Source organism: Pseudoalteromonas sp. C2R02 (assembly GCF_018860845.1).
Classification (GTDB): domain Bacteria; phylum Pseudomonadota; class Gammaproteobacteria; order Enterobacterales; family Alteromonadaceae; genus Pseudoalteromonas.
On the sequence record NZ_JAHKQC010000031.1, the window covers coordinates 111785 to 129016 of the forward strand.

At 36.2% G+C, this 17232-nt stretch carries 14 protein-coding genes; 3 read left to right on the top strand and 11 right to left on the bottom strand.

The annotated features are described in order from the left end of the window. Positions 1-518: 518 nt before the first annotated feature. On the bottom strand, positions 519-3167 hold the full coding sequence (locus KO527_RS12365; RefSeq protein ID WP_216040607.1) for a TonB-dependent receptor: 2649 nt from the start codon (positions 3165-3167) through the stop codon (positions 519-521). Positions 3168-3250: 83 nt separating this feature from the next. After that, a complete protein-coding gene (locus tag KO527_RS12370; protein WP_216040608.1) occupies positions 3251-6031 on the bottom strand; it encodes a hypothetical protein in 2781 nt (926 codons plus the stop codon). Positions 6032-6611: 580 nt separating this feature from the next. On the opposite strand from KO527_RS12370, the gene KO527_RS12375 reads away from it, so the two are divergent. Together KO527_RS12375 and KO527_RS12380 are read left to right on the top strand one after the other, a co-directional pair. Next, positions 6612-7055 carry an antitoxin Xre-like helix-turn-helix domain-containing protein gene (locus tag KO527_RS12375; RefSeq protein ID WP_216040609.1) on the top strand — a complete coding sequence of 148 codons (444 nt, stop codon included), beginning with the start codon at positions 6612-6614 and terminating at the stop codon, positions 7053-7055. A 45-nt stretch (positions 7056-7100) separates the two neighbouring features. Next, the gene (locus KO527_RS12380; RefSeq protein WP_216040610.1) at positions 7101-7565 is read left to right on the top strand and encodes an RES domain-containing protein; all 465 of its coding nucleotides are present in this window, start codon (positions 7101-7103) and stop codon (positions 7563-7565) included. 9 nt (positions 7566-7574) lie between these two features. Here the strand turns inward: KO527_RS12380 and KO527_RS12385 are convergent, their stop codons facing one another. The 8 genes from KO527_RS12385 to KO527_RS12420 all read right to left on the bottom strand — a co-directional run bounded on the left by KO527_RS12385 (position 7575) and on the right by KO527_RS12420 (position 15241). After that, entirely contained in the window at positions 7575-8882 is a 1308-nt protein-coding gene (locus KO527_RS12385) for a hypothetical protein (protein ID WP_216040611.1), read from the bottom strand. Positions 8883-8961: 79 nt separating this feature from the next. Then, the gene (locus KO527_RS12390) at positions 8962-9567 is read right to left on the bottom strand and encodes an energy transducer TonB (protein ID WP_216040612.1); all 606 of its coding nucleotides are present in this window, start codon (positions 9565-9567) and stop codon (positions 8962-8964) included. A gap of 23 nt (positions 9568-9590) precedes the next feature. After that, a complete protein-coding gene (locus tag KO527_RS12395) occupies positions 9591-10001 on the bottom strand; it encodes a biopolymer transporter ExbD (protein ID WP_042143242.1) in 411 nt (136 codons plus the stop codon). A gap of 75 nt (positions 10002-10076) precedes the next feature. Continuing rightward, positions 10077-10604: a MotA/TolQ/ExbB proton channel family protein gene (locus tag KO527_RS12400; RefSeq protein ID WP_216040613.1), complete on the bottom strand. Its 528-nt coding sequence runs from the start codon at positions 10602-10604 to the stop codon at positions 10077-10079. Between the two features lie 3 nt (positions 10605-10607). Further along, positions 10608-11978 carry a MotA/TolQ/ExbB proton channel family protein gene (locus KO527_RS12405; RefSeq protein ID WP_216040614.1) on the bottom strand — a complete coding sequence of 457 codons (1371 nt, stop codon included), beginning with the start codon at positions 11976-11978 and terminating at the stop codon, positions 10608-10610. A 99-nt stretch (positions 11979-12077) separates the two neighbouring features. Next, on the bottom strand, positions 12078-12830 hold the full coding sequence (locus tag KO527_RS12410; RefSeq protein ID WP_216040615.1) for a DUF3450 domain-containing protein: 753 nt from the start codon (positions 12828-12830) through the stop codon (positions 12078-12080). 503 nt (positions 12831-13333) lie between these two features. Continuing rightward, entirely contained in the window at positions 13334-14140 is an 807-nt protein-coding gene (locus KO527_RS12415) for an SDR family NAD(P)-dependent oxidoreductase (RefSeq protein ID WP_216040616.1), read from the bottom strand. A gap of 111 nt (positions 14141-14251) precedes the next feature. Further along, complete coding sequence (locus KO527_RS12420; RefSeq protein WP_216040617.1) at positions 14252-15241, bottom strand: zinc-dependent alcohol dehydrogenase family protein; 990 nt, start codon at positions 15239-15241, stop codon at positions 14252-14254. Between the two features lie 103 nt (positions 15242-15344). On the opposite strand from KO527_RS12420, the gene KO527_RS12425 reads away from it, so the two are divergent. Continuing rightward, positions 15345-16238, top strand: a complete 894-nt coding sequence (locus KO527_RS12425; RefSeq protein ID WP_216040618.1) for a LysR family transcriptional regulator — start codon at positions 15345-15347, stop codon at positions 16236-16238. On the opposite strand, the gene KO527_RS25905 is transcribed toward KO527_RS12425, so the two are convergent. After that, a complete protein-coding gene (locus KO527_RS25905) occupies positions 16235-17131 on the bottom strand; it encodes a LysR family transcriptional regulator (RefSeq protein WP_216040619.1) in 897 nt (298 codons plus the stop codon). The genes KO527_RS12425 and KO527_RS25905 overlap by 4 nt on opposite strands. Between the last annotated feature and the right edge of the window lie 101 nt (positions 17132-17232).

The window sequence follows — 17232 nt, forward strand, 5'->3', positions numbered from 1 at the left end:
ATTATCTAATAAATTAGACAAGTTTATTCAAAATTACACTCAAATAGAATAAATAAGTTTATCAGATTTCATCAAGAATATTTAAATCTCTAGGTCAAATATTTTCATTACTTAATAATGCATTTAAAGATAAATCCCAGTCTTTAAGAAACTTAGACTGCTATTTTAAACGAGAAGATGGTTCGTTATATATTATTTTCGTAACTTAAAATTGCTTCTAAATTATGTTAAATAAGCCCCTCCGTTAGAAGGGACTCGGCCACTCACCTAAGTGAGAAGACTGCTCGGTTGTAAGTTACTTTCGTAACTTTGAAATTAGTTTTAAACGCTGTTAAATAAGCCCCTCCGCTAGAAGGGACTTGGCCACTCACCTAAGTGAGAAGACTGCTCGGTTGTAAGTTACTTTCGTAACTTTAAAATTGGTTCTAAATTGGATTAAATAAGCCCCTTCGTTTGAAGGGGCTTGGCCGCTCACCTAAGTGAGAAGACTGCTCGGTTTTAAGCTACGTTACATAACTTTAAAATTGGTAAGTATATTGAACTGAAAATTCAGTCCCTTTCTCTTTACTTCGAACTAACACATTATTCGCTAAAATCTCTTGTTCTTCGTTCAACAAGTTTTTAAGCTTAAGTTTAATGCTCGAATTAAAATCCGGAAAGTAGCTATAGTTCAAATCAAGTGAATGGAATGGTTGTTCCATTGCATCTTGCTGCCCTTCTATTCCTGGTATAATAATTCTTTCGCCGAATACGTTATAGATCAGAGTTGCAGCATGATTGCCATTAGGCGCGTCATAGCCTAACTGCATATTTACAACATATTTTGAATGACCCGTTAAACGACGTTTAGTATTGGTAACTGCAGCAGATACACCTGCTTGATCAACAATATTTTGTCGATCTAGTTCCATTTCAGAGTCACTAACGGTTAAATTACCCGACATAAAAATATCTTGGCCAATACCTTCTAAGAAAGAAAAGTCTTTCAAGAATTCAAATTCAACGCCTGCAACATAACCTGTTTCAGCATTTGCAATTCGAACGAGAGGCGGACCATCTTGACCTGAAGACTGCACAGTCTCAATTGGATCTGTCATATCTTTATAGAACACACCTACTGAAAAGTTTTCCCCAGAATCAAAATAATTCTCGTATCTAAAATCGTAATTATTAATTGAAGTTGCGCGCAACCCTGGCGTACCACCTACAGGATATTCAGTTAATGGATCTATATAGTTTGATTTAGTTATCTCACGCAAATCAGGTCTCACTGTTGTTTGACCAAAACTAAAACGATATTGTGTTTCATCATCGTATAAATATGTTAGCGCTAATGCAGGATAAAAATCATCACTTTGAAATGCTAATTCTTTATAATCTTCATTAGTTGCATCACTTGCTAATACAATTTGTCCTGTGTATGGGTCTAAAGGTACAGATATTTGTCTGAAATCCTCCCAACGAACACCACCACTGATTCTAAATTTGTTATCGAAGAAAAAGTCAGCTTCTAAATAATAAGCATCAACTTTTTGAGCTGATAAATAATCATCACCATCTATAGTTGTATCGTTTAAGATACTACGTGTTAAAGTTGCATTTTGAATGACATCATCTGAGAGTACTTCGTTTAATTCACTACCAGTTAGATCGACGTCATTAAAAGCGCGAGTATTAATATCAAATCTACGGTTACTGGCTGATCGTTCTTTAGAAATATAATCAGCACCCGTTTTAATTTCGACTTCTAATGCATTAAATGAAATAGGAACAGTAAAGTTAAATCCATAATTCTCTACTTCATCATCTAATTGCTGAAAAGTATATCGTGCAGCTGTTGTAGAGTTTGAAAGCGCACCTTCATTAACAACGTCATAAATATCATCTTCATTATGATCCGTTACAATGAAGCGTGAACTCATATTACCTGGCGCATAACGATTAGAGCGACCAAGTGAATACTTCCAATCAAAGCCTGCATAGTTTAATTGCTCAAATGTATGCATACCTTTAAGTTGGTTTACAATTAACTCTCTTTCTTCATACTTTATATCATAAGAGCGAATACGGCGATTATCTGATTCATTTACATTCTCTGAGATACCACTTTTGTCTCTAATAGTATCAACAGTATCATGTAATATCATTGTGCTCATATCAATGCGATGATTCTTTTGCCACTCGATACCAAAGTTAAGCATACCCGACCATTTAACACTATGCTCTGTTGTATTAACATCATCATAGCCTTGTACCATAGCAGCACTATTTTCACCGAGTAAAAACTTTTCACCTTGATATTCTTTTCCAACAAAATACGAATTATCGTAACTAATAGATGATAAGAAACCATAACGCCAATCGCCTGATTCAGCGCTATTTCCTAGCGTAAAATTAACACTATGATCAGGGTCAATTGAAGTCGATTTTGGATCATAGTTTCGGTTTAAATCTGTGACTAATTGTCTACTATCTTCAGGTGATAAATCATCCAGTGACTGACCAGAGTCATAAACTGCTTTTATCGAAGCTGGCAGTTTACGTGTACCATCATCTAGACCCTGCCAATCATCGCTCCCACCTTTATACTCGATGCCATCATCTGAGTTATTAGTATTTGTACCTAAGGAGCCACTCATATTAAATACAAAATCACTTGGAATTGTTTTAATTCGAATATCTACATTACCACCACCAAATGATGCAGGCATTGAAGGTGAAAATGATTTTTGAACTGATAGACTTTCAATAATGTCAGCAGGGAATAAATCCAATGGAATAACTGAGCGAGTCGGATCTGGACTCGGTACAGCTGAGCTATTTAATTGCGTACTTGAGTATCGTTCACCCAAACCGCGTACATAAATAAATTTACCATCAACTAATGTTAAACCTGTTACACGTCGAAGTGCCGCTGCTGCATCACTATCACCGCTTCGTGAAATTTGTTCTGAGCCCATAATATCGGCAACAAAAGCTTGCTGCTTACGCTCTTCTAAAACTGCTGTCGCCGTGCCTTTTAATCGGCTTGCACTCACTACAACTTCTTCTAATACTGCTTCATCTTGTACTTCGGTAACTTCGTTAGCAAATGCAGTTCCAGCTAGTGATAATAAAACTGCTGAAGATATTGCTGATAACCCGAATTTAACTGATGTGTTTTTCATTTTTTGCCTCGACGAAATAAGCTAAATTAATTCACTTTAAGCATGCCAAGCTATTGCTAACTTGGCATAGTGTGGGTTTAGTCTTATTCCAGACCGACTGTCCAACCTGCAGTCCAATTGTTATCTTCAGATACTGCACCAATGTGGCTTGTTGTATCAAAGAAACCATCGATTGCTTTAACATCTGTTGCAACTGTTGCATCAGTAGTGAAAATACCATTCACTACATTTTCTTGGCTTTGTGCAACTTTATTACCTAATACGTTGCTCCACCAATCACTCAAGTTGAAATCTACATCTGAAGGGTTTTTAAAGTTTTCAGAACAGGCAATGACAGAGCTAACAAACTTAATAGTGCCATCTTGTGCATTTTTAACTGTTTCACTATGTGTTAAAACTGAATCTTTAGGAATACCTTCTAGCTCTAAACACTCACCCATACCTTGTGCACCCGTAACAACAATGTTGTACATTTGTGCACCAGTTCCTTCGCGGAAGTAAATGCCTTCGCCTTCATCTTCACCTTTAAAGTTATTACCAATAATCGTTACATTAGATAAAGTTGGATTAGAGCGTGGCGTCTTGTCTGGCGAATTACCATCATTGTCAGCTTCGATACCACGATTAGCATCAGAATTATCAGCTGCTTGTTTAACTAAAACATGCTGAAGTTTACCTTGGAAACCATTATCCCAGTCAATGCTGTCATCTTGAATGCTAGTTAAAACTAAGTATTTAGCTTGAACTGTACCGCCAAAGAACTCAACACCATCATCTGCATTTTGGTGAACTTGTAAATATTCAACCGTAGTACCAGCACCTACTCCACCAAATGTGATACCGTTTAATTCATTACCAGGTGCAATTTCATAACCGGCATTCATGACTCTTACATAACGTAAAGTACCTGAATTATCAGATGTGTCAGTACCACCAAATACAGCACTACTCTCAACACCTTCAACTTTTAAAGCACAATCAGAACCATCTGTAGGACATTTATTAGAAGGCGCATTACCTAAAATAACCATGCCGCCCCACTGGCCTGCAAATGTCTCTTCACCTAAAACATCTTGACTAGAAGTGAAGCTAATTGGGTTATCTTGTGTACCATTTGCAACAATTTTTGAATCACGGCTAATAACAAGATAGTCATCACCATTACGACCGTACACAGTTACACCAGGCTCTACTGTTAATGTTGCAGAGCTTTCTTTATCTCCACCTACAAAAACAGCACCATCTAATGCATATAAATTACCAGCAGTTAGAGTTAAATCAGCTGTAATTCGACCATTAATTTCACATGTTGTTGTTGAACCATCTATTGGTGTAATTGATTGTGTTCCTGCTGGACAACCTGCAACCTCTGCAGGTGCAGTTACTTCACCACCACCATAACCGAATGCCCAACCTTCACGCCAATCGTTTTGACCGTCAAATGCACCAATGTAATTTACTGAGTCGAAGAAAGAATCAACTGTGTTATTTACATCTTGACCTGCTTCTAATAATGGAGAGCCTGATAATGGTTCACCATTTACACCAATCATAGCTTTGTCATTAACACTGTTACCAGTTTGCGCTGTAAACCAAGGTTCTAAATCAAGTAAAATATTACCGTCTTGATCTTTAGGGTTTTTAAAGTTTTCGCCGTTAGTACACGCCATAACCGTATTTTCTATTTTTATAATACCGTTATTTGCATTAATAACTGTTTCACTCTCAGTTAATTCAGAATCTTCAGGAATACCTTCAATTTCTAAACATTCGCCCATTTCAGATGGACCTGAAATCACTGAGTTGTATAAATGTAAGCCTGTACCTTCACGTAAGTAGATACCTTCAGCTTCATCTTCACCTTTAAAATTATTTCCAACTACAGTTAAGTTTGAAATGATAGGTTGTGATTTAGGGTCCTTTGAAGGGTTGTTACCATCATTATCAGCTTCGATAGCGCGGTTAGCATCTGTAGAGTTTTTATCTTGTTCGATATAAACAAATTGCATTTTACCTTTGTAGCCATTATCCCAGTCAACATTGTCATCATCATTACTTGTTAACACTAAGTGCTTAACATTGACTGCACCGCCAAAGAATTCAACACCGTCATCAGAGTTATTATGCACTTGTAAGTAATCAACTGTTGTTTGTGAACCAACACCACCAAATGTCACACCATTTAATTCATCCCCTGGAGCAACTTCGTAACCGGCATTTTTTACAACAACATATTGTAAAGTACCAGAGTTATCTTCCCAGTTAGTGCCACCGAATACCGCACCAGCTTCAACACCTTCAACTTGAAGTGCACAATCGCCATCTGCAGGACATTTATTAGAAGGTGCATTACCTAATAAAACTACGCCGCCCCATTGGCCTGAAGCAGTTGTATCACCAACTACATCTTGCAAAGAAGTCATAATGATAGGGTCATTTTTAGTACCCGTTGCTTCAATCTTTGAACCACGGCTTACTACTAAGTAATCTTTACCGCTGTTACCAAATACGACTGCACCTGGGTTAACAGTTAATGTTGCACTTGATGCATTATCATCACCTACAAATACAGCACCATCTAACGCCCAAAATGCATCTGTTGTTAATTCAGTATCAGCTGTAATACGTCCTGTTAAAACTTGAACCGTTACATCTTTACCTAAAGCAGCAGATACAGTTGCTGACAAACTTGGGCTGTGCACACCAGCAAGTACTTTATCAGTTCCGCCTGTTGGTGGAATAGTTGGTGAAGGTGCTACAACAGTTTCACCTTCAACATTTAAATTAATATCACTACCACCACAACCTGCTAACGCTAAAGCACAAGTCAGCATACTTACTTTAAATAATTCAGGACCTTTCATTACCATCTCCACTAAGTTTTAATTCTTTAACTAAATTAATTAGTGCAATAAGGTAATTATTTCGTGTGACAGTTAGGTGACGGATTCTTAAAGATAAGATGACAGTTTTGTTTTATATTTATTAAAGTATGACAGAATTTTTAAATATTATGATATAAAATTTCCAATTCAAAAATTTTTCAGTTAGGCAAAAAAAAGATGTTTTTCAAAAAGTTACTAGGTTTTTCATATTATATAACAGATGCCTATTTAGCTATCAGTCTAGTAAAGTATGAATTAATGTCATTAAAAACTTTTAAAAATTGATAAGCGTGTTTATCTTTGCTTACCTGTCTATACAAACCATGTATCTATTTTTTATTCATCTTACATAATAATTATTGGTCTATTAAAATATCTCAGGTCTATAAACACAGAGTTTCTACATCATTTCTAATAATGCGATTTAATTCAAATCTGAGTAAATTGAGTATTTATTGAATTATTGAATGCTACAAGCATTAGGTTCTCTTACCATGATTGATTAAATAACCATTTGATATATACTTACCATATCAATTGATAAACTTGGAACGGTTTGATGAATCAAGCGAATGTATTCACACCTAGCCATAAACCTATGGGGTTTTGGGGAGAAGTCGGCTTTCCTGCTCGTGGCCCTAAATTACATCAAGCCTTACATGAAGGGTTTCCATTTGATGTCTATTCTAAGCTTGCTAAATTATCAGGTCTTGATAAATCAGATCTCGCAAGTGCAACAGTTATTGCCAGTGCCACATTACAAAGAAGAGCAAAATCTGGCAAGTTTAACCGCGATGAAAGCGACCGTCTTTATCGTTTTGCCGAAGTATTTAAAGCGGCTTTAGATTTATTTGAAGGTAATAATGACAGAGCATCTCTGTGGCTAAAAAGCCAAGTAAGAGGCCTTGGTAATAAACGCCCTGTCGATATGCTTGCAACCTCTGCAGAAACAGAAGCCGTATTAGATTTAATTGGCAGATTAGAACATGGTGTTTTTGCGTGATCATATTTCAACTTCACACTTCGCAAATACAAACTTAATATTAATATGATTACTGCGTATAGAATAGTAAAAACAAAATGGGCTAAGCATGCTTTTGATGGTGAAGGCGCTCGCCTATACGGAGGCCGTTGGAATAGCAAAGGCCAAGCTTGCGTATATCTAGCAAGTTCAGAATCTCTTGCGATCCTCGAAATATTAGTACATTTAGATAATTCCGATACTTTAGACAGCTATACCCTGTTTACTCTAGAAATTAATCCTGAAGATATTATGGAGTTAAACCATGAATTTTTACCTGAATGCTGGCAATCAGATCCAGCCCCTTCTGAAACAGCTGAAATTGGTGACGACTGGCTAAAATCAAATTCCAGTTTAGCACTTAAAATCCCTTCTACAATCGTCACCAGAGAAGCTAACTATTTAATCAATATAAAACATATTAACTTCTCCAAATTGCTATCATCTAAAGTAAAATTAGACTTTCAGTTTGATAATAGGCTTATCAAATGAATCCTCTGGTTATAAATAAGCTGTTTTCATTGCTTTAGCATTCATTTGCTCACGTTTTACAAATTTAAGCCATTGTGATGCGAGCTTTTTAGCTTTTTTATGCTTTTCTGCTTGTTCAAACGCTAAAATTGACGCATCAAAGTTCTCTAAATTATATTGCGCCATACCTAATGCAATATAAGTATTTGAGTCACCATTTTTGAGGCCTTTATCTAATGCTTCACGAGCAGAATCAGCTGCTTCTTCAAACATTTCATTATTCAAATACAGTTCGGCTAACCTTTGATCGTACTCACCCGTTTTCGTCAATTTTGATGCTTTATCAAAAAATGTAATCGCTTTTTTATCTTCTTTTGCTTGCATAAAAGATTCAGCAACAAAAGCCAAGTTCTTATTGGTATTTTCAATCAAACCGGTATCTAAACCTGACTTCATTGTTTCTGCCGCTTTAAAAGCTAAACCATTAAATAAATAAACTTGGGCTAAGTTACGAACATCAGGTTTTTTAGTGATAAAGCCTTGCTGTTTAGCCGCTTCTAATATTGCTAACTGTTTGGTTTCTTCTCCTAATTCACCATACATATTGCCCAATTGTAGCCAATATTCTGGTTTATTGAATAATTTAACCATTTTCTCCAAAACGTCAGCCACTTGTTGTGGTTTATTCAATGAATAAAATAAAGCACGCTGTAATACTAACCAATTTTCTTTGGGTATTTGTTGCTTGCCTTCGGCAAGTGAAATCGCTTGTGAGATACTGTCAAGTGACGCTTGATATTGCTTATCTTGGTATAAAGCTTGCGACTTTAATACATAATAAGCATCTGATTTAGGTTTTGAATTTACTTTATCCCAACGAGCTAAATAATTTGTCACTTTTTTATATTTGCCATCAGCCATAGCAAGTTGCGCTAGGCTAAATAAAGTCGATAGTTTTAAAGATTCCGGGATCGCTTCTTGAGCTACTACTAATTCAAAAGCAGTCATTGCTTTTGATAAATCATTTTGATTGTAATGAATAAACCCATAGAAGTTATACATCATCGCAACTTCATAATCATTCATGCTAGCCTTTTTTCGCTGTATATCATCAAGTGCAGCTATACCTTCATCAACTTTACCGTCATCCGCTAACTTCTGTGCTCTTGCTAATTGCGAGTAGACTTTATTTCGTAAAGAAGGTACTTTTTTAGTTTTTACTTCATTTGCGTACACAGTATCTAAATTGATACTTGGGATCAGTGAGCTTATACTGGGCAATGTAATGGCAGCTGTAAAATAAGCACTGTAAATTATTGTTGATTTTAAAAATTTCATTTGAGCTCTCTCATATAAAAGGCGAATCAAATCGCCTATTCATAGCTAAACTATCTGACACTTAAGTGTTTAAGGTTAATTAACCGCTGATCTGAAAACTGATTTTGTTTTGCACACCGGCAACCTCAACTGCTTCACCGTTAACCACTCGCGGTTTATATTTAAATTTAAGTGCAGCATCCATAGCAGCACGGTCAAAAATACCTTCAGGCTTGGCATTTATAACAATTGGAGTCGAAACCGTACCGCTTTTTGTTACTGTAAACTCAACAATCACATACCCTTCAATCCCACGAGATAATGCACGTCTTGGATAAACCGGTGATACCTTTACAATTGGTAAATATTCGCCATCACTTGAACCTAACGATAAACCACCCGATAAATTTAAATCAGCTTCAATATCGGCGCCAAAATCAAAATTTCCTGTTTGAGCTTGTGCATTACTTTGATCCATCTTAGGTGAATTCAGCGGCGGCGGTGGCTCTTTAGGCTTTTGTGGCTTTTGTGGTTTACGTTGTTTTTTCTCAACCGCTTGCTCTGTTTTTAAACGCACAAAATCTAATACATTGCCTTTGGCAGGCTCACTTAACTGGCCATCACCACTTTGTATTAAAGATTGCATGCCCCAAAATAAAGCTAAAGTAATAAATACAGCGATAAAAAATGACACTAAATAACGCATTGTTTTTATCCTCTTATTATCAACTATGCTTCTTGCGCAGCGATTGATACATCAAAAACACCAGCCGCACGTGCTGCATCCATCACTTTAATTAAAGTGTCTGTTGTTGATTTTTTATCAGCTTGGATCACCACTGAACCTTGCGGATTTTCAGCTTTTAAACGCTCAATATTTGCTTGTACTGCACGAATATCAATTTGACGTTTATTTATCCAAATCGCACCTTCATCAGAAATCGCGACAAGGATATTGGCACGTTCTTTTTTTACAGCAGTAGCCGCTTCAGGACGATTAACATCAATGCCAGATTCTTTTACAAAAGTAGCTGTTACGATAAAGAAAATAAGCATGATAAATACAACATCTAACATAGGTGTCATATTAATTTCTTCAGCTTCATCTTCTTGAAAAATTTGTGCTAATGGTGCTCTCATAATCTTGCTCTCATCACTATTTTGAGTGAAATATTTAGAGCGAGAGACTCGCTCTAATTAACTGTGAAAACTGTTTTAATGATCTAAAACCATTTTATCTTCTAACAGTTCAACTTCTCTTTTTGCTTTGCGCTGTAAATAAGTAGATGCAAATACACCCGATAACGCACCTACCATTCCGGCCATTGTAGGGATTGTTGCTTTTGATACCCCTGAAGCCATAGAACGTGCACTACCAGTACCTGTAATTGCCATCACATCAAATACTTCAATCATGCCTGTTACTGTTCCCATCAAACCAAGTAATGGACACAGTGCCACCATGACGTTGATCATCGGCAAATTGGCATTCAGTTTCATTGACGCTCTACACACATTTGCTTGCTTGATTTGTTGTGCATTCCAACTATTACGTTCAGCACGCCCAAACCAGTTTTCTTGTAATGATTTTTTGTACGCTTTAAATCCACCAAATAAGAAAATAAAGCGTTCTAATATCAATAACCACATCGCAAATATCAGCACACCAATGACAACTAATACCTGGCCACCGGTGTCTAAAAATTCACGGATAGCAGTAATTGCATCCAGAATCAGAACCATGACTTAAGCTCCTTCTTTATTTGGCTCAACAGCTTCACTTCGCTCAGCGATAATGCCCGCACTTTGTTCTTGTAGTGTTAATAACAGGCCCTTAGAACGCGTATTTAGTATTGTGTAAAGAAAAACCGTAGGAATGGCGACAACAAGACCTAATACTGTTGTAACAAGCGCTTGTGAAATACCACCAGCCATCAACTTAGGGTCACCTGTACCGAACAATGTAATCGCTTGAAAGGTATTGATCATACCCGTAACAGTACCTAGTAAACCTAATAAAGGTGCCACAACTGAGATAATTTTAATCAATGTTAAGTTACGTGTTATTTTTGGCATTTCACGTAATATTGCTTCACTTAATTTAAGCTCTAACGTGTCATAAGTAACATGTGGAAATTGGTCTTTCACTTTCATCACACGGCCTAATGGATTATCGTCGCGTGCAACAGTATCTTTTAATTGACGACGCATTTTGCCACCAATAATAAACAGTGAAATAAAACGCTCTAAAGAGATAAGTAATGCAATTAAACCAACAGCTAAGATTACATAGCCTACAGTACCACCTTGATGAACCTGTTCTTCAGTACCCGGTGCTTGCACCAATAAACCTAAAATTGAACCGCCTGTTGGATCTAACGTAAAATCAACAAAACCTGATTTAGCATCTTGCATAGCTTGCGCACTTGCTAAGAAACGTCCCGTTGGCTGACGCGTTAATTCAGCTAACGTGTTAGTTGCATCGTTGTACTCTAAGTATTTACCGTTTGAAATTAAATTAAACGCACCAACTCTAACAACTTCTTGCTGTACTTTTTGACCACCTGCAATAATTACTTGTGATTCAAAGCGCTTTACTTTGCCTTGCTCTGTCATTTCGCGTTGTAATTCGAACCATACTTTTTCAATATCTTCGATTGACGCAAGCTTCGAACTTGCACCCATTTTTTGCGCAAGTTCATCCATAAATACGCCGCGACCTGGTAACTGTGCAGACACATTTGATGTCGCAAGTTTATTTTTAGTATCGCCAGCAACTTGTTGTAATACACCAAAAAGTTCTTTTAATGAACCCATACGCTTATTCAGTGCACCGGTTAAATTACCAAGCTTTATTTCATTTTCTTCAAACTGAGTTTCTAAATTTGAAGATTGTTGCAACAAGTTATTTCTGTTCTGAGTAACTTGCTTCAACTTCGCAACTTGTTCTGACTGGCTCGCTATAAATGCTTTTTCACGAGAAATATTTTCAGCCGTTTGCGCCTTTTGGCCTTGCTCAATTGTTTTTAATAGGTCATCTAAGTTAACCGCTTGTGCATTTGCATAAGAAGTACAAGAGAGTACACCCGTTAAAATAAGTGATTTAATAAATTTCATTACTATTTTCCTACTCTGCTGCTTGTACTGGTAAATGATTGCTATTTGACGTGCTAAGTTGTATTTCTTTGCATATTAATTTCATTGTCATTTACTCACTTATTCCGCAGCTTGTACTGGTAAACTGATCATGTTTGGAGCTAATTGCTTACGTGCTATGCGTAAACCTTTACTAATTTGACTAATGTTTGAATCAGGTAAAGTAACGAAAGATTGAGTTTCTTTATCCCAGATACCTGCTTTTTTACCATCACGTGTCAAATAAATTAAATCTAAGCGACCAATGCGTAAATAATCAACTTCACGCTCCATCCCCTCTACAGTTAAAAGTTCCGTATAGGCTTCGATTGTGCGACCGTAATCCACCTCAACTTGATATGCTTCCAATACACGTCTAAATTTTTCACTCGAAGCGACATCAGCTTTATCCATCATTGTTTTTAATTTGCTGATTCGTTCTGTACGTTCTTGCGTTAAGAAAGGAATATCTAAAGCAATAAACTGCTCAAGGCCTGCAATCATACGTAACATTAAAGGTGTAATTTGACGTTCAATAACAGAGACTTGATCCATTGATGCATTTATATCATCCATTTCAATGATCTGATTTTTGATTTGCTTTGTGATCTGTTGGTTATAAACCTCAAGTCCATCAATTTCTTTATTTAAGGTTTTAAATTGCTGTAATCTAGATTGCATTGAATCTGCAATTTTATTGATTTTATCTTGTGATTTTATTGCTGATTGATTGATTTTATTAATAGAATCAACCACTTTATCTAAGTCGCTGGCAAAGCTATTTAAGCTCATTGCAATTGTTGTGGCTAACAACAGAGGTTTAACGCATTTCATCACTACAACCCTATAGGTAATTTACTTTACAAAAACATTACACAGGAGTTTAGGGGGAAATAATTACACTTAGATTTCGAACAGGTGACACTTTTGTTTTAAAAATATGTCATTTTATTTACAGTCAGTCATCTCAAATTATATCAAGCTAACAATTTCTACAATAATACAAAATATTGACTATTAAATGACATTAACAAGTCATATTTATTAATCATTTATCTATCAGTCTGTACCAGGCAAGATAGTAATTAAAGATAAAATAAATGAAAACAGACTTATAGCACTCTCACTAATTGCTTTAATAACGGTGGATTGAAACTAAAAGAGCTGTCAAGGGCTATAGATGGTGTGCAATGTAATACTTATAGTGTTCTTGTTGTTTATACAATACCTGACCTGGTTTAAACCAATAAGTTGATACAAAGAATTGAGTTTTATTGTAGCAACTTAATCAGACTTCAAAATTTTGACTGATAGCTTTTAAGTTAAGGTTAAAATACTTAACAATATTTATTTGAAACAGCTTCTATTGCCGACATAACATTATGCGTTTTATTATCATCAAGACTATCAATATGTGGTGTACTAAACGATCCTTTATCATTATCAAAATACTGACCACTTTTAGAATCCATTTGCGGATTTATCGATAAATCAGTTAAAATTTTTGCACCTATATTAATATCATGACCGGCAACACCAAATCCTTGTTTTACCATTTTACTGGCTAATAACGACCCTGGATTGACAGCAATAAAACTTGGTCCACTATTTTTGTATTTTTGGCCTAAAATTTGGTTCCAAAGGGTAATTGCTAATTTACTTTGTGCGTAAGCCTCCATGTCTGATAATGATTTATCGCCTGTAAGTGCATCTATTTCAACAGATGATTGCGCTGCAGAAGACAAATTAATAACACGACCGTTACGGCCTAAAGTTTTGAGTAAATTCATCGACAATATATAAGGCGCTATTGTATTGACACTAAAACGAATATCTAAGCCATCTTGTGTCATTTGATGAGATGTTTTAAACACACCTGCATTGTTGATCAATACATCTATATGTTGATACTTAGATTTGATTTTATCTGCTAAATTAATCACTTCAGTTAATTGTGATAAATCAGCACAAACAGTATCAATAGCATTCACACCAGATAATTGTGTTAATTCACTTTTTACATAATTGAGTTTTTCAATATTGCGTCCATGGATCACAATACGATGCCCTAAATGAGCTAACATTTTAGCAGTAGCGAGTCCGATGCCATCTGTAGCACCTGTTATTAAAATTGTTTTAGCCACGGGATTCTCCATTGATCGATCAATAAAACAGTCAAATTTAATAAAATTTTATTTTAGATGTTTTAAAAAGAGGCAATGGCGATCACCTCTTTATTAATTTAAATTGCGTTTTTATGCTACATCAACAACAACTTTACCCATAGCCGCCCCACTTGATAACCGCGCATGTGCCTGTCCAACTTCTGATAATGAAAATTTCTTTTCATCTAACACAGGCTTTAGGCCCTCATTTTCAGTAATCTGTGTTAGCGCTTTTAATATACCCGCATGCTGTGCTCTTTTATGATTATGTAACATAGGGATCAGCATAAAGACAACATGTAATGATAAACCTTTAAAGTGAGCAGTAGATAAATCAAGTTCAACCATAGAAACCGTAGATGCCACTTGTCCATTTAACGTTGCAGCCTCAAATGAATTTAACATATTTGCACCGCCAACTGAGTCAAAAACAATATCAAAACCAACTCCATCAGTATGTTTAGCAACATAGTCAGATACAGTCTCTGTTTTGTAGTTAATTCCCTTAGCACCTAATTGTTCTATTAACGCTAATTGTGCATCACCACCGCCAGTAGCATAAACTTGAGCACCAAAATGATTAGCTAATTGTAAAGCCACATGACCAACACCACCTGAACCACCATGTACTAGCACTTTTTGATCTTTTTTAATGCCAGCTCTCATCAAACCTTCGTATGCAGTAATGGCAACTAAAGGTAAAGCGGCTGCTTCTCTCATAGATAAATTTTTAGGTTTATGTGCAATTAAATCTGCATCTGCCACCATATATTGAGCTAATGTACCTTGCAGATCAGCTAAACCACCTGCACAACCGTACACTTCGTCGCCAATCGCATAGTCTGTGACATCCTCACCAACTGATTCTATCGTGCCAGAAAAATCCATCCCTAAAACAGCCGGAAGTGCCGGTGCTAATGGTAACTCATCTCCCATAGCTCTGATCATAGTATCAACTGTATTAACACTTGTTGCTGCTATTTTAATTAACACATGACCAAGTTTAGCTTCGGGTTTTTGAATGTCAGCAGGCTCAAATACACTTTCAATACCATACTGATTAACGATCATTGCTTTCATAATAATACCTCTCATTTAGTTGATGAAAGACAGTATATGTACTAGTAATTAAATTGATAATATAGCAATATAAGGAATCACTTTATAGATTTTATTGATAATAATGAATGTAGAACATATAAAGCTTTTTGTAAGAATAGCCACGACACACAACATCAGTTTAGCGGGGCAAGAGTTAGGTATTTCACCCGCAGTTGCCAGTGCTCACATAAATAAATTAGAAGATGGCTTAGGTGTGCGACTAATTCATCGCACAACACGTAAAGTATCTTTAACAGAAGAAGGTCATGCTTTTTTACCCCATGCTGAAGATGTACTTGCCAGTATAGATGCCGCTAGCGCATCAGTGGGTGCAGGCAATTCATCCCCAAGGGGCACTTTACGTATCGCAGCACCCGCTTCATTTGGCAGAATGCACCTTTTACCAGCTTTAAATGGGTTTTTTACGCAATACCCTGAATTAAATATCGACTTAAAACTCTCTGATACGATTATTGACCTAGTTGAGGGAGGATTCGATATCGCTATTAGAAATTCGCCATTAAAAGACTCAAGCTTAATTGCTAGAAAATTAGCGCCTGATAATCGTATTTTAACTGCGTCACCAGATTATTTAGCCAAGTATGGTGAGCCAAAAAATCCTCAAGCATTAAAAGACCACCATTGTATTACACTTATGGGCTTAGATACCTGGCACTTTAAACAAGGTAATGATGTAACTCACGTCAAAGTAAAAGGAAAGTTAAGGGTAGATAATGGTGAAGCTGTGCGTGATGCTTGCATTAATGGTTTAGGGGTTACCATAAACTCAAAATGGAGTGCTTATCAACACTTGAAAAATGGCAGCTTAATACAAGTTTTAAAAGAGTATCCGATCATATCTGATTCTGCAATCTGGGCTGTTTATCCAAGCTCTCGCTTATTAGCACCTAAAGTAAGAGCTTTCATCGACTATTTAGCAGAACAATTTAGTGGTCAGCCCTATTGGGAAATTTAAATACGATTTGTAGCATGAGATAACAGAATGTCGTAAAAGCTTTTCGCTGCGGGGCCTGTTTGACTGCCTTTAGGTAAAGTAATGTGCAGCGGTACTTGGTATTTTTCGTTGAGTTCTAATTTTATTACCTTAAGTGCGCTATTACCTCGTTGGTTTAAAATATGTTCGGGTAAACGGCAAAAACCTAAACCTTGCTCAATCGCCCTAAAAGCATGGTCAAAATTATCAACTGTTATGCGTTGATTTGCTTTTAACCAACCCACATTTTTTGTTTGCGAACTAGACTCATTGGCACCTAAATCTCTGATCACAATTTGACTATATAACGTTAAATCACTCATGCTGATATGCTTTTGAGAAGCTAAAGGATGATCCAAAGATACAACAGGAACCATAGTTGTTAATGAAAATGCTTCCGCTGAATAATTAGTGACTGGTAGTGTAATTATGGCGATATCAGCGTCTTCTTTTGTAACCATTTCGGTTGTTTTTGTTAGAGATGTTTCTTTAACTTGAATTGATGACCTAGTATTCGTTTTTAAAAACGTTTTCATAGGTTGATACACTAATGTAGGGTCGCATAAGTGATCCATGGCGATAATTATCTCTGACTCCATACCCACAGATAACTGTAAACTCATTTCTTCTAAATCTTTTGCTTGATCAATCATTGTTTTAGCTCTTCGAAGCAAAGACTTTGCATGGTTAGTTAAAATCGCCCGCCTCCCCTTCACTTCTAAAAGTTGCACGTCAAATTGTGTTTCTAACTTTTTAATCGAATAAATTAATGTGGTGTGACTTTTATTCAAAGCAAGTGCTGCCGCCTGAATGCTTCCAGCTTTATCTATCTCTTGAAGTGTTATCCATTGATCAAGCGTACTTTTTAATCTCACATTAATCCTGTCAGTTTTTTAGACATTTAATCTTAATATTATGAACTTTTCTGTCTACTTTTTATAGTTAATAATGAATTTAACACATCACACAGATACAT

Bases quoted from the DNA above. Each gene is read 5' to 3' on its own strand.
- KO527_RS12370 (WP_216040608.1), bottom strand. From the start codon at position 6,031: ATGAAAGGTCCTGAATTATTTAAAGTAAGTATGCTGACTTGTGCTTTA.
- KO527_RS12380 (WP_216040610.1), top strand. From the start codon at position 7,101: ATGATTACTGCGTATAGAATAGTAAAAACAAAATGGGCTAAGCATGCT.
- KO527_RS12395 (WP_042143242.1), bottom strand. From the start codon at position 10,001: ATGAGAGCACCATTAGCACAAATTTTTCAAGAAGATGAAGCTGAAGAA.
- KO527_RS12405 (WP_216040614.1), bottom strand. From the start codon at position 11,978: ATGAAATTTATTAAATCACTTATTTTAACGGGTGTACTCTCTTGTACT.
- KO527_RS12375 (WP_216040609.1), top strand. From the start codon at position 6,612: ATGAATCAAGCGAATGTATTCACACCTAGCCATAAACCTATGGGGTTT.
- KO527_RS12400 (WP_216040613.1), bottom strand. From the start codon at position 10,604: ATGGTTCTGATTCTGGATGCAATTACTGCTATCCGTGAATTTTTAGAC.
- KO527_RS12390 (WP_216040612.1), bottom strand. From the start codon at position 9,567: ATGCGTTATTTAGTGTCATTTTTTATCGCTGTATTTATTACTTTAGCT.
- KO527_RS12410 (WP_216040615.1), bottom strand. From the start codon at position 12,830: ATGAAATGCGTTAAACCTCTGTTGTTAGCCACAACAATTGCAATGAGC.
- KO527_RS12425 (WP_216040618.1), top strand. From the start codon at position 15,345: ATGAATGTAGAACATATAAAGCTTTTTGTAAGAATAGCCACGACACAC.
- KO527_RS12385 (WP_216040611.1), bottom strand. From the start codon at position 8,882: ATGAAATTTTTAAAATCAACAATAATTTACAGTGCTTATTTTACAGCT.
- KO527_RS12365 (WP_216040607.1), bottom strand. From the start codon at position 3,167: ATGAAAAACACATCAGTTAAATTCGGGTTATCAGCAATATCTTCAGCA.
- KO527_RS12420 (WP_216040617.1), bottom strand. From the start codon at position 15,241: ATGAAAGCAATGATCGTTAATCAGTATGGTATTGAAAGTGTATTTGAG.